Origin of the sequence: Streptomyces sp. WAC 01529 (assembly GCF_003945545.1) — a bacterium.
GTDB lineage: Bacteria > Actinomycetota > Actinomycetes > Streptomycetales > Streptomycetaceae > Streptomyces > Streptomyces anatolicus.
The window spans coordinates 4,854,105-4,872,788 of the sequence record NZ_CP029617.1 but is presented as its reverse complement, the minus strand read 5'-3'; the positions used below and the strand labels follow the sequence as shown (position 1 = coordinate 4,872,788).

The 18,684-nt window shown below is 66.2% G+C and carries 32 protein-coding genes; 1 reads left to right on the top strand and 31 read right to left on the bottom strand.

What is annotated here, in order from left to right:
* The first annotated feature begins 13 nt into the window (after positions 1 to 13).
* Positions 14 to 892 carry a hypothetical protein gene (locus tag DMA15_RS22100; protein WP_164551803.1) on the top strand — a complete coding sequence of 293 codons (879 nt, stop codon included), beginning with the start codon at positions 14 to 16 and terminating at the stop codon, positions 890 to 892.
* A gap of 30 nt (positions 893 to 922) precedes the next feature.
* Here the strand turns inward: DMA15_RS22100 and truA are convergent, their stop codons facing one another.
* From truA to rpsJ, 31 genes are all read right to left on the bottom strand, one after another.
* Positions 923 to 1,777, bottom strand: a complete 855-nt coding sequence (truA, locus tag DMA15_RS22095; RefSeq protein WP_125514486.1) for a tRNA pseudouridine(38-40) synthase TruA — start codon at positions 1,775 to 1,777, stop codon at positions 923 to 925.
* Positions 1,778 to 1,918: 141 nt separating this feature from the next.
* Entirely contained in the window at positions 1,919 to 2,419 is a 501-nt protein-coding gene (gene rplQ, locus DMA15_RS22090; protein WP_125514485.1) for a 50S ribosomal protein L17, read from the bottom strand.
* A gap of 135 nt (positions 2,420 to 2,554) precedes the next feature.
* A complete protein-coding gene (locus DMA15_RS22085) occupies positions 2,555 to 3,577 on the bottom strand; it encodes a DNA-directed RNA polymerase subunit alpha (RefSeq protein WP_016645160.1) in 1,023 nt (340 codons plus the stop codon).
* 114 nt (positions 3,578 to 3,691) lie between these two features.
* Entirely contained in the window at positions 3,692 to 4,096 is a 405-nt protein-coding gene (rpsK, locus tag DMA15_RS22080; protein WP_003948617.1) for a 30S ribosomal protein S11, read from the bottom strand.
* Between the two features lie 65 nt (positions 4,097 to 4,161).
* A complete protein-coding gene (gene rpsM / locus DMA15_RS22075) occupies positions 4,162 to 4,542 on the bottom strand; it encodes a 30S ribosomal protein S13 (protein ID WP_030782528.1) in 381 nt (126 codons plus the stop codon).
* Between the two features lie 189 nt (positions 4,543 to 4,731).
* Positions 4,732 to 4,845, bottom strand: coding sequence for a 50S ribosomal protein L36 (gene rpmJ, locus DMA15_RS22070; protein ID WP_003948619.1), 114 nt, complete (start codon positions 4,843 to 4,845; stop codon positions 4,732 to 4,734).
* 58 nt (positions 4,846 to 4,903) lie between these two features.
* Complete coding sequence (gene infA, locus DMA15_RS22065; protein ID WP_003948620.1) at positions 4,904 to 5,125, bottom strand: translation initiation factor IF-1; 222 nt, start codon at positions 5,123 to 5,125, stop codon at positions 4,904 to 4,906.
* A gap of 153 nt (positions 5,126 to 5,278) precedes the next feature.
* On the bottom strand, positions 5,279 to 6,118 hold the full coding sequence (map, locus tag DMA15_RS22060; RefSeq protein ID WP_125514484.1) for a type I methionyl aminopeptidase: 840 nt from the start codon (positions 6,116 to 6,118) through the stop codon (positions 5,279 to 5,281).
* Between the two features lie 118 nt (positions 6,119 to 6,236).
* Entirely contained in the window at positions 6,237 to 6,890 is a 654-nt protein-coding gene (locus tag DMA15_RS22055; RefSeq protein ID WP_125514483.1) for an adenylate kinase, read from the bottom strand.
* Positions 6,890 to 8,203 (bottom strand): preprotein translocase subunit SecY, encoded by a 1,314-nt coding sequence (gene secY / locus DMA15_RS22050; RefSeq protein ID WP_125514482.1) that lies wholly within the window; start codon positions 8,201 to 8,203, stop codon positions 6,890 to 6,892. Before secY ends, DMA15_RS22055 begins: the two co-directional genes overlap by 1 nt.
* A 225-nt stretch (positions 8,204 to 8,428) precedes the next feature.
* The gene (rplO, locus tag DMA15_RS22045) at positions 8,429 to 8,884 is read right to left on the bottom strand and encodes a 50S ribosomal protein L15 (protein ID WP_125514481.1); all 456 of its coding nucleotides are present in this window, start codon (positions 8,882 to 8,884) and stop codon (positions 8,429 to 8,431) included.
* A 1-nt stretch (position 8,885) separates the two neighbouring features.
* Positions 8,886 to 9,068 (bottom strand): 50S ribosomal protein L30, encoded by a 183-nt coding sequence (gene rpmD, locus DMA15_RS22040; protein ID WP_005481207.1) that lies wholly within the window; start codon positions 9,066 to 9,068, stop codon positions 8,886 to 8,888.
* The gene (gene rpsE / locus DMA15_RS22035; RefSeq protein WP_007384078.1) at positions 9,068 to 9,676 is read right to left on the bottom strand and encodes a 30S ribosomal protein S5; all 609 of its coding nucleotides are present in this window, start codon (positions 9,674 to 9,676) and stop codon (positions 9,068 to 9,070) included. Before rpsE ends, rpmD begins: the two co-directional genes overlap by 1 nt.
* Before the next feature lie 41 nt (positions 9,677 to 9,717).
* A complete protein-coding gene (gene rplR, locus DMA15_RS22030) occupies positions 9,718 to 10,101 on the bottom strand; it encodes a 50S ribosomal protein L18 (RefSeq protein ID WP_125514480.1) in 384 nt (127 codons plus the stop codon).
* A gap of 3 nt (positions 10,102 to 10,104) precedes the next feature.
* Positions 10,105 to 10,644: a 50S ribosomal protein L6 gene (rplF, locus tag DMA15_RS22025; RefSeq protein WP_125514479.1), complete on the bottom strand. Its 540-nt coding sequence runs from the start codon at positions 10,642 to 10,644 to the stop codon at positions 10,105 to 10,107.
* A gap of 21 nt (positions 10,645 to 10,665) precedes the next feature.
* Positions 10,666 to 11,064, bottom strand: a complete 399-nt coding sequence (gene rpsH, locus DMA15_RS22020) for a 30S ribosomal protein S8 (RefSeq protein WP_018528360.1) — start codon at positions 11,062 to 11,064, stop codon at positions 10,666 to 10,668.
* A 220-nt stretch (positions 11,065 to 11,284) separates the two neighbouring features.
* Positions 11,285 to 11,470, bottom strand: coding sequence for a type Z 30S ribosomal protein S14 (locus DMA15_RS22010; protein ID WP_003956452.1), 186 nt, complete (start codon positions 11,468 to 11,470; stop codon positions 11,285 to 11,287).
* Between the two features lie 5 nt (positions 11,471 to 11,475).
* Positions 11,476 to 12,033: a 50S ribosomal protein L5 gene (rplE, locus tag DMA15_RS22005; protein WP_125514478.1), complete on the bottom strand. Its 558-nt coding sequence runs from the start codon at positions 12,031 to 12,033 to the stop codon at positions 11,476 to 11,478.
* Positions 12,033 to 12,356 carry a 50S ribosomal protein L24 gene (gene rplX, locus DMA15_RS22000; RefSeq protein WP_030685463.1) on the bottom strand — a complete coding sequence of 108 codons (324 nt, stop codon included), beginning with the start codon at positions 12,354 to 12,356 and terminating at the stop codon, positions 12,033 to 12,035. Before rplX ends, rplE begins: the two co-directional genes overlap by 1 nt.
* 2 nt (positions 12,357 to 12,358) lie before the next feature.
* A complete protein-coding gene (gene rplN / locus DMA15_RS21995; protein WP_003974257.1) occupies positions 12,359 to 12,727 on the bottom strand; it encodes a 50S ribosomal protein L14 in 369 nt (122 codons plus the stop codon).
* Between the two features lie 97 nt (positions 12,728 to 12,824).
* Positions 12,825 to 13,109 carry a 30S ribosomal protein S17 gene (rpsQ, locus tag DMA15_RS21990; RefSeq protein ID WP_125514477.1) on the bottom strand — a complete coding sequence of 95 codons (285 nt, stop codon included), beginning with the start codon at positions 13,107 to 13,109 and terminating at the stop codon, positions 12,825 to 12,827.
* Positions 13,109 to 13,333 (bottom strand): 50S ribosomal protein L29, encoded by a 225-nt coding sequence (rpmC, locus tag DMA15_RS21985; RefSeq protein ID WP_005481220.1) that lies wholly within the window; start codon positions 13,331 to 13,333, stop codon positions 13,109 to 13,111. The genes rpsQ and rpmC overlap by 1 nt, the downstream gene beginning before the upstream one ends.
* Positions 13,333 to 13,752: a 50S ribosomal protein L16 gene (gene rplP / locus DMA15_RS21980; RefSeq protein ID WP_030782563.1), complete on the bottom strand. Its 420-nt coding sequence runs from the start codon at positions 13,750 to 13,752 to the stop codon at positions 13,333 to 13,335. Before rplP ends, rpmC begins: the two co-directional genes overlap by 1 nt.
* A 5-nt stretch (positions 13,753 to 13,757) precedes the next feature.
* Positions 13,758 to 14,600: a 30S ribosomal protein S3 gene (gene rpsC, locus DMA15_RS21975; protein WP_125514476.1), complete on the bottom strand. Its 843-nt coding sequence runs from the start codon at positions 14,598 to 14,600 to the stop codon at positions 13,758 to 13,760.
* A complete protein-coding gene (gene rplV, locus DMA15_RS21970; RefSeq protein WP_004571827.1) occupies positions 14,600 to 14,947 on the bottom strand; it encodes a 50S ribosomal protein L22 in 348 nt (115 codons plus the stop codon). The genes rpsC and rplV overlap by 1 nt, the downstream gene beginning before the upstream one ends.
* A 42-nt stretch (positions 14,948 to 14,989) precedes the next feature.
* Positions 14,990 to 15,271 (bottom strand): 30S ribosomal protein S19, encoded by a 282-nt coding sequence (rpsS, locus tag DMA15_RS21965; RefSeq protein WP_125514475.1) that lies wholly within the window; start codon positions 15,269 to 15,271, stop codon positions 14,990 to 14,992.
* Positions 15,272 to 15,283: 12 nt separating this feature from the next.
* The gene (rplB, locus tag DMA15_RS21960) at positions 15,284 to 16,120 is read right to left on the bottom strand and encodes a 50S ribosomal protein L2 (RefSeq protein ID WP_055698225.1); all 837 of its coding nucleotides are present in this window, start codon (positions 16,118 to 16,120) and stop codon (positions 15,284 to 15,286) included.
* 39 nt (positions 16,121 to 16,159) lie between these two features.
* Complete coding sequence (gene rplW / locus DMA15_RS21955) at positions 16,160 to 16,579, bottom strand: 50S ribosomal protein L23 (protein WP_125514474.1); 420 nt, start codon at positions 16,577 to 16,579, stop codon at positions 16,160 to 16,162.
* Positions 16,579 to 17,232, bottom strand: coding sequence for a 50S ribosomal protein L4 (gene rplD, locus DMA15_RS21950; protein ID WP_125514473.1), 654 nt, complete (start codon positions 17,230 to 17,232; stop codon positions 16,579 to 16,581). Before rplD ends, rplW begins: the two co-directional genes overlap by 1 nt.
* Before the next feature lie 8 nt (positions 17,233 to 17,240).
* Complete coding sequence (rplC, locus tag DMA15_RS21945) at positions 17,241 to 17,885, bottom strand: 50S ribosomal protein L3 (protein ID WP_030782583.1); 645 nt, start codon at positions 17,883 to 17,885, stop codon at positions 17,241 to 17,243.
* 14 nt (positions 17,886 to 17,899) lie between these two features.
* A complete protein-coding gene (gene rpsJ / locus DMA15_RS21940; protein ID WP_003948644.1) occupies positions 17,900 to 18,208 on the bottom strand; it encodes a 30S ribosomal protein S10 in 309 nt (102 codons plus the stop codon).
* Positions 18,209 to 18,684: the final 476 nt, after the last annotated feature.

The window sequence follows — 18,684 nt, the reverse complement described above, 5'->3', positions numbered from 1 at the left end:
TAAGATGCGCCCCATGAGCTTTGGGCAAGGGGGACCTCAGTGGGGTCCGGGCGGAACGGGCGGGCTCGGCGGCGGCCCCGGTGGCGGGCCCACACCCGACTGGGCGGCGCTCGCCGAGGCGTCCGAGGCGCGCGCCCGGCGCCGCAAGTGGCTGATGATCGGCGGCGGCGCGCTCGCCACCATCGGCATCGCGGCGGCCGTGGCGATCACCGTCGTCTCCGCGAACAGCGACGACGCCTCCGCCTCGAACAAGCCCGCCAGCGAGCTGCCGGCGACCGCGGACATCCCCGGCGCGAGCGACGAGCCGGGCCCGACCTTCAAGCCGACCACCCCGCCGCCCCCGCCGGACCCCAAGGACTTCATCTCCAGCGCCAAGAAGGACAAGGCGCCGCTCACCCCCGAGGGCCTCTTCCCCGGGAAGACGTTCACCTCGGGAGAGGACGTCTACAAGAAGGGCGCCACGGACAGCACCAAGCAGTGCGCGTCCGTCACCCAGCCCGCCCTCGGCGCGATCCTCACGAAGAACGACTGCACGCGCCTGATCCGCGCCAGCTACGTCAAGGGCAGCCTCGCGGTCACCATCGGCGTCGCCGTCTTCGACACCTCGGCCGAGGCCGCGAAGGTCAAGAAGCAGGTGGACAAGGGCCTGGTCAACGCGTTGCCGGGCAAGGGCGTGCCGGGCTTCTGCCAGACGGGCGTGTGCCGCGGGACGTACAACGCCTACGGCCGCTACGCGTACTTCACCACCACCGGCTACCCCAGCGGCAAGAACGTGACGACGAGCGACCGCAAGGCCTACGCCGTCGGCGACACCATGGCCCGCTTCGCCTTCCAGCGGATCAACCAGCGCGGCCAGGCCCAGGCGTCGGCCGCGGCGGCGGCGCCGGAGTAATCCGGCGGCCGGCGCCGCGGCGGCCGAAGCTCAGCAGCACCCGGCGCCGGGCAGCGTCCGCTTGTTGCGCGCTTCCTTGCTGCGGGCGGCGAGCAGCTCGTCGGCCGGATAGCCGACCTCCTCCAGCGTGAGCCCGTGCGGCCGCACGACGTGCACGGCCGAGTCCCGGACCCCCGCTTCGAGGACCTTCCCCGGCCACTCCACGGGCCGGTGGCCGTCCCCCACGAACAGCATGGCGCCGACGAGCGAGCGCACCATGTTGTGGCAGAACGCGTCCGCCCGCACGGTGGCCTCCAGAATCCCGTCGGCCCGCCGCTCCCACCGCAGCTCCTGGAGCGTACGAATGGTCGTGGCGCCCTCGCGCCGCTTGCAGTACGCGGCGAAGTCGTGCTCGCCGATCAGCCGCTCGGCGGCGGCGTTCATGGCGTCGAGGTCCAACTCCCAGTCGTGCCAGAGCACATGACCGCGCAGCAGCGGATCGACGCCACCGGGGTGGTCGGTGACGCGGTAGGCGTAGCGCCGCCACACGGCGGAGAACCGCGCGTTGAACCCGGCGGGCGCCTCGGCGACCTTCCACACCCGCACGTCGTGCGAGAGCCGGCCCGCGAGCCTGCGCAGCAGCTTCTCGCGGTGCTCCTCCCACACGCTCTCGGGCAGATCGACGTGGGCGACCTGCCCCCGTGCGTGCACCCCGCTGTCGGTGCGTCCCGCGACGGTCAGCTCGTACGTCTCCCGCGACCGCGTCACGGTCCGCAGCGCGGCCTCGATCTCGCCCTGGACGGTCCGCTGCCCGTCCCGCTGCTTGGCCCAGCCGGAGAAGTCCCTGCCGTCGTACGACAGATCCAGTCGCACCCGCACGAACCCGGGCTCTGCTTCGTCACTCACTCGTGGATCCTCTCAGGCAACACAAAAGCGGGCCCGCCCCCCGCAAGGGGCGGGCCCGCGACGCCCCGAAGGGGCGCGGGGAACTGCGCGACAAGCCACGACGAGGCCGCAGCCGACGACGCGCGGTCCCCGGCAGGACACTTACGCGTCCTTGGACTCCTCGGCCGGAGCCTCGGTGGCCTCGTCGGACTTGGCCTCGACGGCCTCGTCCTTCTTGAGGGAGTCTTCCTTGACGGCACGCTTCGTCGCCGCCTCGGCCTCACCGGTGGCCTCCTGGGCCACGGTCAGGGCCTCCACCAGCTCGATGATCGCCATGGGCGCGTTGTCGCCACGACGGTTACCGATCTTGGTGATACGGGTGTAGCCACCCGGGCGGTTCTCGTAGCGCGGGCCGATCTCCGTGAAGAGCGTGTGCACGATGCTCTTGTCGGTGATGACGGACAGCACCTGGCGGCGGTTGTGAAGGTCACCCTTCTTCGCCTTGGTGACCAGACGCTCCGCGTACGGACGCAGACGACGGGCCTTCGCCTCGGTGGTGGTGATGCGGCCGTACTCGAAGAGCTGCTTGGCGAGGTTCGCCAGCAGAAGCTTCTCGTGCGCGGCGCTGCCGCCCAGACGGGCACCCTTGGCGGGCTTCGGCATGGTGTTTCTCCTTGATGTCTGCCCCGGCCGTATCAGGTACCGGAGTCAGTGGCACCGCGCCCCGTAAGGGGCGCGGGGAACTGCGCGATCAACCACGACGATCCCGCAGCAAAATCAGACCGTCGGGCCCGAGCGTCAGTACTGCTCGGTCTCGACGAACCCGGCGTCCGCGTCGTCGTCGGCGCCAAAGGCGTCAGCCGCAGCGGTCGGGTCGAACCCGGGAGGCGAGTCCTTGAGGGCCAGGCCCATACCGTTCAGCTTCATCTTGACCTCGTCGATCGACTTCGCACCGAAGTTGCGAATGTCGAGCAGGTCCGCCTCGGAGCGGGCGACGAGCTCGCCCACCGAGTGGATGCCCTCGCGCTTGAGGCAGTTGTACGACCGAACGGTGAGCTCGAGCTCCTCGATCGGCAGCGCCAGGTCGGCGGCGAGGGCGGCGTCCGTCGGGGACGGGCCCATGTCGATGCCCTCGGCGTCGATGTTGAGCTCGCGCGCCAGACCGAAGAGCTCGACCAGCGTCTTACCGGCGGACGCCATGGCGTCGCGCGGCCGCATGGCCTGCTTGGTCTCGACGTCGACGATCAGCTTGTCGAAGTCGGTGCGCTGCTCGACACGGGTCGCCTCGACCTTGTACGTGACCTTGAGGACCGGCGAGTAGATCGAGTCGACCGGGATACGGCCGATCTCCTGGCCGACCTGCTTGTTCTGCACGGCGGAGACGTAGCCGCGACCGCGCTCGACGGTCAGCTCCATCTCCAGCTTGCCCTTGCCGTTGAGCGTGGCGAGGACGAGGTCGGGGTTGTGCACCTCGACACCGGCCGGCGGGGCGATGTCGGCGGCGGTGACCAGACCCGGGCCCTGCTTGCGCAGGTACATCACGACCGGCTCGTCGTGCTCGGACGAGACGACCAGCTGCTTGATGTTGAGGATGAGGTCGGTGACGTCCTCCTTGACGCCCGGCACGGTGGTGAACTCGTGCAGGACACCGTCGATGCGGATGGACGTGACGGCCGCACCCGGGATCGAGGAGAGGAGCGTACGACGCAGGGAGTTGCCGAGGGTGTAACCGAAGCCCGGCTCCAGCGGCTCGATGACGAACCGGGAGCGGAACTCGTCGACGACCTCTTCGGTCAGCGACGGGCGCTGTGCGATAAGCATGAAGGAATCCTTCAGTCAGGGGCACCCACTATTTGATGCCCTGAATTCACTACAAGGGTACGGGCGGCACGCCTCCGAAGAGCCGTACCGCCCGGACCTCAGTACAACCGTGCGTCAGACGCGGCGGCGCTTGGGCGGACGGCAGCCGTTGTGCGGCGTGGGCGTCACGTCCTGGATCGAGCCGACCTCGAGGCCGGTCGCCTGGAGCGAACGGATGGCGGTCTCACGACCGGAACCCGGGCCCTTGACGAAGACGTCGACCTTGCGCATGCCGTGCTCCTGCGCGCGACGGGCAGCCGACTCGGCGGCCATCTGCGCGGCGAACGGCGTGGACTTGCGCGAGCCCTTGAAACCGACGTGGCCGGCGGAGGCCCACGAGATCACGTTGCCGGTCGGGTCCGTGATGGACACGATCGTGTTGTTGAACGTGCTCTTGATGTGAGCGTGCCCGTGGGCAACGTTCTTCTTTTCCTTGCGGCGCACCTTCTTGGCAGCGCCCTGACGACCCTTGGGGGGCATCTATAACTCCTACGGGAGGTGGTCGGTCCTGCAGCGACAGCTGTCGATAGACCGCTGAGCGAGGACTACTTCTTGCCCGGCTTCTTCTTACCGGCGATGGCGCGACGCGGGCCCTTGCGGGTGCGGGCGTTCGTGCTGGTGCGCTGACCGCGGACCGGCAGGCCACGACGGTGGCGCAGACCCTGGTAGCAACCGATCTCGACCTTGCGGCGGATGTCGGCCTGGATCTCTCGACGGAGGTCACCCTCGGTCTTGATGTTGGCGTCCACGTACTCGCGGATCTTGACGAGGTCTTCCTCGGTCAGGTCGCGGACGCGGGTGTTGCGGTCCACCTCGGTGGCGTCCAGCGTCTGCTGGGCCAGCGTGCGGCCGATGCCGAACACGTAGGTGAGGGCAACCTCGATGCGCTTTTCGCGCGGGAGGTCAACGCCTTCAACGCGTGCCATTCATGGCTCCTGTTGATTCTTCGGAGGTCTTCAGCAGAACCACTCCCAGCGGCCGTATGAGGTACCTACTGGGTCCCCGGCCTCCGACCGGGGGTGTCGCCCTCCATTACCTGATGGAACTGAAGAGGGACGGGTCCTGCGTATCTACTTGCTTGCGTCGCGCGAAAATCTGCGAACTGCAGTCGTACGTCAGCCCTGGCGCTGCTTGTGGCGCGGGTTGTCGCAGATGATCATGACCCGGCCGTGACGGCGGATCACCCTGCACTTGTCGCAGATCTTCTTGACGCTCGGCTTGACCTTCATTGGGTGAGGTTCTCCGGGTCAGTGCCACCACCCCGCGTGAGCGGAGTGCGGGCAAGATCTACTTGTACCGGTAGACGATCCGGCCACGCGTCAGGTCGTACGGAGACAGCTCCACCACGACCCGGTCGTCAGGGAGGATGCGGATGTAGTGCATACGCATCTTGCCGCTGATGTGTGCCAGGACCTGGTGGCCGTTCTGGAGCTCCACCTTGAACATGGCGTTCGGAAGAGACTCGACGACAGTGCCTTCGATCTCGATGGCACCTTGCTTCTTGGCCACGCTTCGCCCTTCGAATCGACTACCTTGATCGACTTCATGCTCCGTATGCAGACACACGGATGCACGAGAGCCGACGCGTCAGTCTACGTCAGTGCACTCGGAAAGACGAATCGAGAAAGTCTGCCCCACCGCGAAGATCCTTAAGCAAGGGGGTCACGAACCCAGCGGGTCCGGCGCCGGAGTCACCCCGTAAGCCGCGAGCCGCTCACGCCCGCAGTCCGGCGCCGTCAGGACGAGCGGACCCTCCTCCGTGAGGGCGACCGAGTGCTCCCAGTGCGAGGACCAGGTGCCGTCCGTGGTGATCACGGTCCAGTCGTCCTCGAGGACCTCCGTACGCGGCGTGCCGAGGGAGACCATCGGCTCGATCGCCAGGCAGAACCCGGGGACCAGCTTGGGGCCCTTGCCTCGGCGGCGCTCGACGTAGTTCAGGAGGTGCGGGTCCATGTGCATCTCGGTGCCGATGCCGTGACCGCCGTAGTCCTCGACGATCCCGTACTTGCCGCCGCCCGGCTTCGGCTGGCGGCGGATGTACGTCTCGATGGCGCGGGAGATGTCGACGAGGCGGTTGCCCTGCTTCATCGCCGCGATGCCGGCCCACATCGACTCCTCGGTCACCCGGGAGAGCTCCACCAGCTCCGGAGCGTGACCGGTGCCGACGAACGCGGTGTAGGCCGCGTCACCGTGCCAGCCGTCGATGATCGCACCCGCGTCGATGGAGATGATGTCGCCGTCCTTGAGGACGGTCTTGTCGTCGGGGATGCCGTGCACGACGACCTCGTTGACGGACGTGCAGATCGTCGCGGGGAAGCCGCCGTAGCCGAGGAAGTTCGACTTCGCGCCGTGCTCGGCGATCACCTTGCGGGCGACCTCGTCGAGATCCTTGGTCGTGGCCCCGGGCACCGCGGCCTCCCGGGTGGCCGCGTGGATGGCGGCGACGACAAGGCCCGCCTCACGCATCTTCGCGATCTGCTCGGGGGTCTTGATCTGCACCATGGGGCTTCCGCTCTCCGTCATCCGTCGGCAAACCGGCTACGTACACACGTACCGAGTACGTAGACAACAGTAAGGCCGCGGTCCCCTCACGGGCACCGCGGCCGAAACAGCGTACTGACTACTTGTCGCCCTTCAGGGCTTCCATCGCACGCGCGGTGACCTCGTCCACCTTGCCGAGCGCCGAGATCGTGACGACCAGGCCCTGGGTCCGGTAGTAGTCGATGATCGGCTCGGTCTGCGTGTGGTAGACCTCGAGGCGCTTGCGGACGGTGTCCTCGCTGTCGTCCTCGCGCTGGTACAGCTCACCGCCGCAGACGTCACAGACGCCTTCCTGCTTCGGCTGCGAGTACGTCACGTGGAAGACGTGGCTGGAGTCCTTGCGGCAGATCCGGCGGCCGGCGATCCGCTTGACGACCTCGTCCTCCGGGACCTCCAGGTCCAGGACGGCGTCGAGCTTCACGTCATCGGCCTTCAGCGCCACGTCCAGCGCCTCCGCCTGCGACACGTTGCGCGGGAACCCGTCGAGCAGGAAGCCGTTCTCGGCGTCCGGCTTCGCCATGCGGTCCTTCGCCATGCCGATCGTCACCTCGTCGGGCACGAGGTTCCCGGCGTCCATGTACGCCTTCGCCTGCTTGCCCAGCTCCGTGCCCTGGCTGATGTTGGCACGGAAGAGGTCGCCCGTGGAGATGTGCGGGATCGACAGGTTCTTGGCGAGGAACGCGGCCTGCGTTCCCTTGCCCGCACCGGGCGGCCCGACGAGGACGATTCGCATCAGCGGAGGAACCCTTCGTAATTGCGCTGCTGGAGCTGGCTCTCGATCTGCTTCACGGTTTCCAGACCCACACCCACGATGATGAGGATGCTCGTCCCGCCGAACGGGAAGTTCTGGTTGGCCCCGAAGCCCACCAACGCCATCGTCGGCACAAGAGCGATCAGACCCAGATACAGCGAACCCGGCCAGGTGATCCGGTTGAGTACGTAGCTCAGGTACTCAGCGGTCGGACGGCCAGCCCGGATGCCCGGGATGAAGCCACCATACTTCTTCATGTTGTCGGCGACTTCCTCGGGGTTGAAGGAGATCGCGACGTAGAAGAAGGCGAAGAAGACGATCAGCACGAAGTACGTGGTGATGTAAATCGGATGGTCACCCTTGGTCAGGTTCGCGTCGATCCACAGCTTCCATCCCGAGTTGCCACCCGCGAACTGGGCGACCAGCGCCGGAATGTAGAGCAACGAAGAGGCAAAGATCACAGGGATGATGCCCGCCTGATTGACCTTCAGCGGGATGTACGTCGACGTACCGCCGTAGGACCTGCGGCCGATCATGCGCTTCGCGTACTGGACGGGGATGCGCCGCTGCGCCTGCTCGACGAAGACCACCAGGCCGACCATGACGAGACCGACCGCGATGACCGTGCCGAACTCGATCCAGCCGTCGGCGAGCGAGCCCTCCTCCTTGATGGCCCACAGGGCGGCCGGGAAGGTCGCGGCGATCGAGATGAACATCAGGATCGACATGCCGTTGCCGATGCCGCGGTCGGTGATCAGCTCACCGAGCCACATCACACACGCCGTACCGGCGGTCATCGTGATGACCATGGTCATGGTGACGAAGATCGACTGGTCGGGGACGATCTCGCTGGCGACCGGGCAGCCCTGGAAGAGGGAGCCGGTACGAGCCGTGGCCACCAGGCCGGTGCCCTGAAGGATCGCGAGCGCGATGGTCAGATAGCGCGTGTACTGCGTGATCTTCGCCGTGCCTGCCTGGCCCTCCTTCTTGAGGGCCTCGAGCCGCGGGATCACCACGGTCAGCAGCTGCAGAATGATGCTCGCCGTGATGTACGGCATGATGCCGAGCGCGAAGATCGTGATCTGCAGCAGCGCGCCACCGCTCATCATGTTGACGAGACCGAACAGGCCCTGGTTCTGACTGGCGTTGTCGACGCAGGTCTGGACGTTCTTGTAGTTGACACCGGGGATCGGCACATGCGTACCCAGCCGGTAGATCACGATGATGCCGAGCGTGAAGAGCAGCTTCTTGCGCAGGTCGGGCGTCTTGAACGCCCGGGCGAACGCGGTGAGCACGGTGCCTCCTGCGACCCCCGCGCGCGTGCGCCAGAGGTGGTGGTCTTGAGGTTCGACGAATACGTATCAGTCAACAAAACCGTGCGGGCAGACCGCACGGAGCTTAGACAGTGCACGCCACCTTACCGGCGACCGTGCCCCCCTTGGAACGACCAACCGGGGATGCCCCTTTTGTGGGGCATCCCCGGCTGGGAATCGCTCATGTCATCGACACGTCTGAGGGAATCAGACGAGCTCGGTGACGGTACCGCCCGCGGCGGTGATCTTCTCCTTGGCGGAGCCGGAGACGGCGTCGACCGTCACCTGCAGCGCCACGGAGACCTCGCCCTGGCCGAGGACCTTGACAAGGCTGTTCTTGCGAACGGCACCCTTGGCGACGAGACCCTCGACGGTGACCTCGCCACCCTCCGGGTACAGCGCGCTCAGCTTGTCGAGGTTCACGACCTGGAACTCGGTCTTGAACGGGTTCTTGAAGCCCTTGAGCTTCGGAAGACGCATGTGGAGGGGGGTCTGGCCACCCTCGAAGCGCTCCGAAACCTGGTAACGGGCCTTGGTGCCCTTGGTACCACGACCAGCGGTCTTACCCTTGGACGCCTCACCACGACCCACACGGGTCTTGGCGGTCTTGGCGCCCGGGGCGGGCCGGAGGTTGTGGACCTTCAGCGGGTTCTGCTCCGCCATGTCAGTCGACCTCCTCAACCGTCACGAGGTGGCGGACGGTGTGCACCATTCCGCGGAACTCGGGGCGGTCCTCCTTGACGACCTGCGTGTTGATGCCCTTGAGACCAAGGGAACGCAGGGTGTCGCGGTGGTTCTGCTTGCTGCCGATGTACGACTTCGTCTGCGTGATCTTGAGCTGTGCCATTACGCAGCACCAGCCCCGGCACGCGCCCGCAGCAGAGCCGCGGGAGCGACGTCCTCGAGGGGCAGACCACGGCGAGCCGCGATCTCCTCGGGACGCTGCAGACCCTTGAGGGCCGCCACGGTCGCGTGCACGATGTTGATCGCGTTCGACGAACCGAGCGACTTCGACAGGATGTCGTGAACGCCGGCGCACTCGAGCACGGCACGCACCGGGCCACCGGCGATAACACCGGTACCGGGGGAAGCAGGCTTGAGCAGGACGACGCCCGCGGCCTTCTCGCCCGTGATCGGGTGCGGGATGGTGCCCTGGATACGGGGGACCTTGAAGAAGTGCTTCTTGGCCTCCTCAACACCCTTGGCGATGGCGGCCGGCACCTCCTTGGCCTTGCCGTAACCGACACCCACGGTGCCGTCACCGTCGCCCACCACGACCAGCGCGGTGAAGCTGAAGCGACGACCACCCTTCACAACCTTGGCGACGCGGTTGATCGCGACAACGCGCTCAACGTACGCGGTCTTCTCGGCGGCAGCAGCGCCACCGTCGCGACCCTTCCGGTCCCGCCGCTCGCCGCCACCGGCACCGCCACCGCGGCGCTGGGGTCCAGCCATTGGAATTACCTCTCTCTGTTTCCGCTAGCTACGGAACCGACTCAGAACTTGAGTCCGGCTTCGCGGGCGGCGTCCGCCAGGGCGGCGATGCGCCCGGCGTACTGGTTACCACCACGGTCGAACACGACAGTCTCGACACCGGCGGCCTTGGCGCGCTCGGCGACCAGGGCGCCGACCGACTTGGCCTGCGCCGACTTGTCGCCCTCGGCGCCGCGGATCGTGGCGTCCAGGGTCGACGCCGACGCCAGGGTGTGACCCTTGATGTCGTCGATGACCTGGGCCACGATGTGGCGGTTGGAGCGCGTCACGACCAGGCGCGGACGCTCAGCCGTACCCGAGATGTGCTTACGGATCCGGATGTGACGACGCTTGATGGCAGCACGCTTGTAAGCGTCGCCCTTAGCAATCTTGACACCGTATGCCATGGCTTACTTACCCGCCTTTCCGACCTTGCGGCGGATGACTTCGCCTTCGTACTTGACGCCCTTGGCCTTGTACGGGTCAGGCTTGCGCAGCTTGCGGATGTTGGCCGCAACCTCGCCGACCTTCTGCTTGTCGATGCCCTCGACCGAGAACTTGGTCGCCGATTCGACCTTGAAGGAGATGCCCTCGGGCGCCTCGATCAGGATCGGGTGGCTGTAGCCGAGCGAGAACTCCAGGTTGGAGCCCTTCGCCAGGACGCGGTAACCGACACCGCTGATTTCGAGCTTCTTCACGTAACCCTGGGTCACGCCGGTGATCATGTTCGCCACCAGCGTGCGGGACAGGCCGTGGAGGGCCTTGTTCTGACGCTCGTCGTTCGGGCGGGTGACGTTCAGAACGCCGTCCTCACCCTTAGCGATCTCGATCGGCGCGACGACGGTGTGGCTCAGGGTGCCCTTGGGACCCTTGACCGCGACCGTCTGGCCGTCGATGGTGACGTCCACGCCGGCGGGAACCGTGATGGGGAGCTTGCCAATACGCGACATTAGCTATTCCTCCGTTCCCGACTACCAGACGTAGGCGAGGACTTCCCCACCTACGCCCTTCTTGCCTGCCTGCTGTCCGGTCAGGAGACCGTGCGACGTGGAGATGATCGCCACGCCCAGGCCGCCGAGGACCTTCGGCAGGTTGGTGGACTTCGCGTAAACCCGGAGACCGGGCTTGGAGATCCGCTTGATGCCCGCGATGGAGCGCTCACGGTTCGGGCCGAACTTCAGCTCGAGAACGAGGTTCTTGCCAACCTCGGCGTCCTCGACCTTCCAGCCCGTGATGAAGCCCTCCTGCTGGAGGATCTCCGCGATGTGAGACTTGATCTTGCTGTGCGGCATCGCCACGGTGTCGTGGTACGCCGAGTTCGCGTTACGCAGACGAGTCAGCATGTCCGCGATCGGATCAGTCATGGTCATGAATTGGCCTTCGGCCTCTCTCGCCGGGGTTTCCTATCTGCGCCATCCCTCTCCCCACTCAGAGGCGGGACGGGTGCGGCGCGGGGACCTACGGCGTAGTAAGTCGGTCAGGGCGGCAGACGCCCAACCCTCCTAGCCTAAGCCATGGAGGGGCGGGCCTCTGCCGACCCTTTACTTACCGAGAGATCCAGGAGTCCTTGAAAACCCTTGAAGGGCAGGACTACCAGGAGCTCTTGGTCACGCCCGGCAGCTCGCCACGGTGAGCCATCTCACGAAGGCACACGCGGCACAGGCCGAACTTGCGGTAGACGGAGTGCGGACGGCCGCAGCGCTGGCAGCGGGTGTACGCACGCACACCGAACTTGGGCTTACGAGCAGCCTTGGCAATCAGAGCCTTCTTCGCCATCTCGCTTACGCCTCCTTGAACGGGAAGCCGAGGTGACGAAGGAGGGCACGGCCCTCGTCGTCGTTGGTCGCCGTGGTGACCACGGTGATGTCCATACCCCGGACGCGGTCGATCTTGTCCTGGTCGATCTCGTGGAACATGACCTGCTCCGTGAGACCGAAGGTGTAGTTGCCACGGCCGTCGAACTGCTTGGGGGACAGACCACGGAAGTCGCGGATGCGCGGCAGCGCGAGCGACAGGGTGCGGTCCAGGAACTCCCACATGCGGTCGCCACGGAGCGTGACGTGGCAGCCGATCGGCTGACCCTCGCGCAGCTTGAACTGCGCGATGGACTTCCGGGCCTTCGTCACGGCCGGCTTCTGGCCGGTGATCGTGGTGAGGTCGCGGATGGCGCCATCGATCAGCTTCGAGTCACGGGCGGCGTCGCCGACACCCATGTTGACCACGATCTTGACGAGGCCGGGGATCTGCATGACGTTCTCGTACGAGAACTCCTCACGCAGTTTGCCCGCGATCTCCTCGCGGTACTTCGTCTTGAGACGCGGAGTGGTGGTGGTCGTCATCAGATGTCCTCACCCGTCCGCTTGGCAACGCGGATCTTGTTGCCCTCGTCGTCGAAGCGGTAACCGACACGCGTGACAACCTTGTTGCCATCCTTCTCCACGACCAGCTGGACGTTGGAGACGTGGACGGGGGCCTCGGTGGTCACGATGCCGCCGGCCTGCGAGCCGCTGGCGGTCGGGCCGGCCTTCGTGTGCTTCTTGACCCGGTTGACACCCTCGACCAGGACGCGCTCCTCGCGCGGGTAAGCGGCAATGACCTTGCCCTGCTTGCCCTTGTCCTTACCGGTGATGACCTGAACCAGGTCGCCCTTCTTGATCTTCATGCTTACAGCACCTCCGGCGCGAGCGAGATGATCTTCATGAACTTCTTCTCGCGCAGCTCACGGCCGACGGGGCCGAAGATACGGGTGCCGCGAGGGTCGCCGTCGTTCTTCAGAATGACGGCGGCGTTCTCGTCGAAGCGGATGTACGAGCCGTCCGGACGGCGGCGCTCCTTGACGGTGCGAACGATGACCGCCTTGACGACGTCACCCTTCTTCACGTTGCCACCGGGGATCGCGTCCTTGACGGTGGCGACGATGACGTCACCGATGCCCGCGTAGCGGCGACCCGAGCCACCGAGAACACGGATGGTGAGAATTTCCTTCGCACCCGTGTTGTCGGCGACGCGCAGTCGCGACTCCTGCTGGATCACGTCTATCTCCTGTTTGTCTGCCGGTTCCCCCGGGGCAGTTCAGTGAACTGCCCCGGGAGCCTGGCGGAACGAACTCCTAGGGATACCCCTGGGAGAATTACTTGGCCTTCTCGAGGATCTCGACGATGCGCCAGCGCTTGGTCGCCGACAGCGGACGCGTCTCCATCAGGAGGACGCGGTCGCCGACGCCGGCAGCGTTCTGCTCGTCGTGCGCCTTGAGCTTGTTCGTACGGCGGATGACCTTGCCGTACAGCGCGTGCTTGACGCGGTCCTCGACGGCGACGACGACGGTCTTGTCCATCTTGTCGCTGACGACCAGACCCTCACGGGTCTTGCGGAATCCGCGGGTCTCGGTGTTCTCAGTCACGTTGCTCTCGCTCATCAGGCGCTCTCCACCGTCTCGATGCCCAGCTCGCGCTCACGCATCAGGGTGTAGATCCGCGCGATGTCCTTACGGACGGCCTTGAGCCGACCGTGGTTCTCGAGCTGGCCCGTCGCCGCCTGGAAGCGGAGGTTGAACAGCTCTTCCTTGGCTTCGCGGAGCTTGTTGAGAAGCTCCTCGTCGCCCAGCTCGCGCAGCTCGGAAGCCTTGGTACCGGCCGACATCACGACTCACCTGCCTCGCGCCGGACGATGCGGCACTTCATCGGAAGCTTGTGAGCAGCGCGGGTAAGCGCCTCACGAGCAATCTTCTCGTTCGGGTAGGACAGCTCGAACATCACCCGACCCGGGTGAACGTTCGCGACCCACCACTCAGGCGAACCCTTACCGGAACCCATGCGGGTCTCGGCAGGCTTCTTGGTCAGCGGGCGGTCCGGGTAGATGTTGATCCAGACCTTGCCGCCACGCTTGATGTGGCGGGTCATCGCGATACGAGCCGCCTCGATCTGGCGGTTGGTCACGTACGCCGGCGTGAGGGCCTGAATGCCGTACTCGCCGAACGCAACCGTCGTACCGCCCTTGGCCTGACCACGGCGCTTCGGGTGGTGCTGCTTGCGGTGCTTGACCCTACGGGGGATCAGCATTTCGGTCAGGCCTCCGTTCCGGTGCTCTCAGCCGGAGCGGCAGCGGCGGCGGGAGCGTCGGCCTTGGGGGCCTCGGCAGCCGGCGCGGACTGCTGCTGCGGCTTGCGGCCGCGGCCGCCACGCTCGCCACCACGGCCACCACGGGCCGGGCGGTCGTTGCCGCCACCACGGGCCGGGCGGTTACCCGCACGGGCCGCGGCGTTCTCGGCGCGGACCTCGGCGATGTTCTTGACGTCGCCCTTGTAGATCCAGACCTTCACGCCGATACGGCCGAAGGTGGTCTTGGCCTCGAAGAAGCCGTAGTCCACGTTCGCGCGCAGCGTGTGCAGCGGCACACGACCCTCGCGGTAGAACTCGGACCGGGACATCTCGGCGCCGCCGAGACGGCCACCACACTGAATCTTGATGCCCTTGGCGCCCGCCTTCATCGCCGACTGCATGCTCTTGCGCATGGCACGACGGAAGGAGACGCGGGAGGACAGCTGCTCCGCCACGGCCTGGGCCACGAGCTGAGCGTCGACCTCGGGGTTCTTGACCTCGAGGATGTTCAGCTGGACCTGCTTGCCCGTGAGCTTCTCGAGGTCGCCGCGGATGCGGTCGGCCTCGGCGCCACGGCGGCCGATGACGATGCCGGGACGCGCGGTGTGGATGTCCACACGCACACGGTCACGGGTGCGCTCGATCTCCACCTTCGAGATGCCGGCGCGCTCCATGCCGGACGTCATCATCCGACGGATGGCGACGTCTTCCTTGACGTAGTCCTTGTACAGCTTGTCGGCGTACCAACGCGACTTGAAGTCGGTCGTGACACCGAGCCGGAACCCGTGCGGGTTTACCTTCTGGCCCATTACCGGGTTCCTTCCTTGCTGCTGACGACCACGGTGATGTGGCTGGTCCGCTTACGGATCCGGTAGGCACGGCCCTGAGCGCGCGGACGGAACCGCTTCAGGGTCGGGCCCTCATCCACGTACGCCTCGCTGATGACCAGCGAAGAGGCGTCGGTGTGGTCGTAGTTGTGCGCGGCGTTGGCAATGGCGCTGTCCAGCACCTTGCCGACCGGCACGCTCGCGGCCTGCGGGGCGAAACGCAGGACCGCCTGAGCCTCCGTGGCATCCATGCCACGGATGAGGTCCACCACGCGGCGGGCCTTCATGGGCGTGACGCGGATGTACCGCGCCTGGGCCCTGGCTTCCATGGTTGTCCCTTCGGTGTTAGTCATAGTCGTTTCCACCCCGCGCTAGCGGCGCTTCGACTTCCGGTCGTCCTTGACGTGGCCGCGGAAGGTGCGAGTCGGCGAGAACTCGCCGAGCTTGTGGCCGACCATCGACTCGGTGACGAACACCGGGATGTGGGTCTTGCCGTTGTGCACCGCGATCGTGTGACCCAGCATGCTGGGAATGATCATCGAGCGACGGGACCAGGTCTTGATGACGTTCTTGGTGCCGGCTTCGTTCTGGACGTCCACCTTCTTTACGAGGTGGTCGTCGACGAAGGGCCCCTTCTTGAGACTGCGCGGCATCTAAACCCGCTCCTAGCGCTTCTTGTTCGACTTGCGGCGACGGACGATGTACTTGTTGCTCGCCTTGTTGCGATCACGAGTACGACCCTCCTTCTTGCCCCACGGCGAGACCGGGTGACGACCACCGGAGGTCTTGCCTTCGCCACCACCGTGCGGGTGGTCGACCGGGTTCATCACGACACCACGCACGGTCGGGCGGACGCCCTTCCAGCGCATGCGGCCGGCCTTGCCCCAGTTGATGTTCGACTGCTCGGCGTTGCCGACCTCGCCAATGGTGGCGCGGCAGCGGACGTCGACCAGACGGATCTCACCGGACGGCATACGAAGGTGCGCCATGGCGCCTTCCTTCGCGAGCAGCTGCACGGAGGCACCCGCGGAGCGGGCGAACTTCGCGCCGCCGCCGGGCCGCAGCTCGATGGCGTGGATGGTCGTACCCACCGGGATGTTGCGCAGCGCCATGTTGTTGCCGGGCTTGATGTCGGCGCCAGGGCCGCTCTCAATCCGGTCACCCTGCTGCGTGCCGCGCGGGGCGAGGATGTAGCGCTTCTCGCCGTCCGCGTAGTGCAGCAGCGCGATGCGCGCGGTGCGGTTGGGGTCGTACTCGATGTGCGCGACCTTCGCCGGCACGCCGTCCTTGTCGTGACGACGGAAGTCGATGACGCGGTAGGCGCGCTTGTGTCCGCCACCCTGGTGGCGAACGGTGATCCGACCGGCGTTGTTACGGCCGCCCTTGCTGTGCAGCGGGCGAACCAGCGACTTCTCCGGCGTGGACCGCGTTACCTCGACGAAGTCGGCGACGCTGGAGCCACGACGGCCCGGCGTAGTCGGCTTGTACTTGCGGATTCCCATTTCTCAGTCCTCGTCCGATATTCGGACCAGGGCGCTCCGTTAGGAGGCCTGGCCGAAGATGTCGATACGGTCGCCCTCAGCAAGGGTCACAATCGCGCGCTTGGTGTCGGCACGCTTGCCGAAACCAGACTTGGTGCGCTTGCGCTTGCCCTGACGGTTGATCGTGTTGACTCCGGTGACCTTGACCGAGAAGACCGCCTCGACGGCCTGCTTGATCTGGGTCTTGTTGGAGCCGGGGGCCACGATGAACGTGTACTTGCCCTCGTCGAGCAGCGCGTACGACTTCTCGGAGACGACCGGCTTGACGAGGACGTCGCGCGGGTCCGAGAAGGACTTGCTCAGCGGGGTGGGCTCAACGGCGATCTTGCCCTCGGTCGCGATGCGCTTCGCCTTGGCGACACGCGCGGCCTTGGCGGCCTTCGCAGCCTTGGACGCGATGCTCTGGTGACGAATGGCCATCAGGCTTCGCTCCCTTCGGTGTCAGTGGCCTTCGGGCCGGACACGAAGGACTCGAACGCGGCCTTGGTGAAGACCACGTCGTCCGAGACGAGCACGTCGTACGTGTTCAGCTGGCCCGGCTCCAGGATGTGCACCTGGGGCAGGTTGCGGGCGGAGAGCAGGGAAAGCTCGTCCGAGCGCTCGATGACCAGGAGCACGTTCTTGCGCTCACTGACCTTGCCGAGCAGGCTCTTCGCGGCCTTCGTCGAGATCTCGCCCTCGACCACGCCGGAGACGACGTGGATGCGGGAGTTGCGCGCCCGGTCGGTGAGGGCGTGACGCAGAGCGGCAGCCTTCATCTTCTTGGGCGTGCGCTGGGAGTAGTCACGCGGCTGCGGGCCGTGGACGACGCCACCGCCGGCGAACTGCGGCGCACGGGTCGAACCCTGGCGCGCGCGGCCGGTGCCCTTCTGGCGGTACGGCTTGCGGCCACCACCACGGACTTCACCGCGGGTCTTGGTCTTGTGCGTGCCCTGACGGGCCGCGGCCAGCTGCGCGACGACGACCTGGTGAAGCAGCGGGATGCTGATCTTCTCGACGTCGAAGATCTCCGCGGGGAGCTCGACCGTCCCGGTCTTGTCGCCTGCCGGCGAAAGGATGTCAATGGTGCTCATGGGTTACCTCAGGCCCCCTTGGCCGCGGTACGGACCAGGACGAGGCCGCCGTTCGGACCGGGGACCGCGCCCTTGATGAGCAGCAGACCCTTCTCCGCGTCAACGGCGTGGACGGTCAGGTTCTGGGTGGTGACCCGCTCGTTGCCCATGCGACCCGCCATGCGCATGCCCTTGAAGACACGGCCGGGGGTGGCACAGCCACCGATGGAACCGGGCTTGCGGTGCACGCGGTGGGCACCGTGGGAGGCCTTGCCGCCGTGGAAGTTGTGACGCTTCATCACACCGGCGAAGCCCTTGCCCTTGCTCTTGCCGGTGACGTCGACCTTGATACCGGCCTCGAACGTCTCGGCAGTCAGCTCCTGGCCGAGGGTGTACTCGCTGGCACCAGCGGTACGGATCTCGACGAGGTGGCGACGGGGGGTCACGTCGGCCTTGGCGAAGTGGCCCTTGAGGGGCTTGTTCACCTTGCGCGGGTCGATCTCGCCGAAGGCGATCTGGACCGACTCGTAGCCGTCGCTGTCATTCGTACGGACCTGGGTAACGACGCAGGGTCCGGCCTTGACCACGGTCACCGGGACGACACGGTTGTTCTCGTCCCAGACCTGGGTCATGCCGAGCTTCTCGCCCAGGATGCCCTTGATCTGCTTGGTCATCTCTCGCTCGCCCTTCAGAGCTTGATCTCGATGTCAACGCCGGCCGGAAGGTCCAGGCGCATCAGCGAGTCAACGGTCTTGGGGGTGGGGTCGAGGATGTCGATCAGGCGCTTGTGCGTGCGCATCTCGAAGTGCTCGCGCGAGTCCTTGTACTTGTGCGGCGACTTGATGACGCAGTACACGTTCTTCTCAGTGGGCAGCGGCACCGGGCCTGCGACCGACGCACCAGTGCGAGTCACCGTCTCGACGATCTTCTTCGCCGAAGAGTCGATGACCTCGTGGTCGTAGGCCTTGAGCCGGATGCGGATCTTCTGTCCCGCCATGGCTACTTAGTAGTCCTTTGTCTCGAACGCTCTGGCCCCGGAAGGCCCTTTTTTCTACTTCCTCCGACCCACGCGGTCGGGCGTGTCGCAGTCCCGCTCACACAGATTTCCCGAAGGATTTCCCTGCTAGGGGCTGCGGCCCTGATGACCGCGGGTCCGGGGGAAGAAACCCACCGGGCGCCTGGCCGAGCCGCCGCACCGCACTTCCCGAAAGATTCCCGTACGTCCGCCACAGCGCTGCCTGCGGGCTTTTCAGGGCCCTCGGCAGATGAGGCGACGAGTACTGTGGGACTCGCTTCCAGTCCTCCCGGCGGGAGGCGCACAGCATCGGCACTCAACCGAGCAACCTGAACAGTGTGCCATACGGGGCACGCCGAAGGCCAATCGGGCCGAACTGTCAAGCTGCCACGGCCGGGATCGCGCGGGTACCGCGTACGCAAAGAGCCCCGCCCACCCGGAGGTGGACGGGGCTTTTC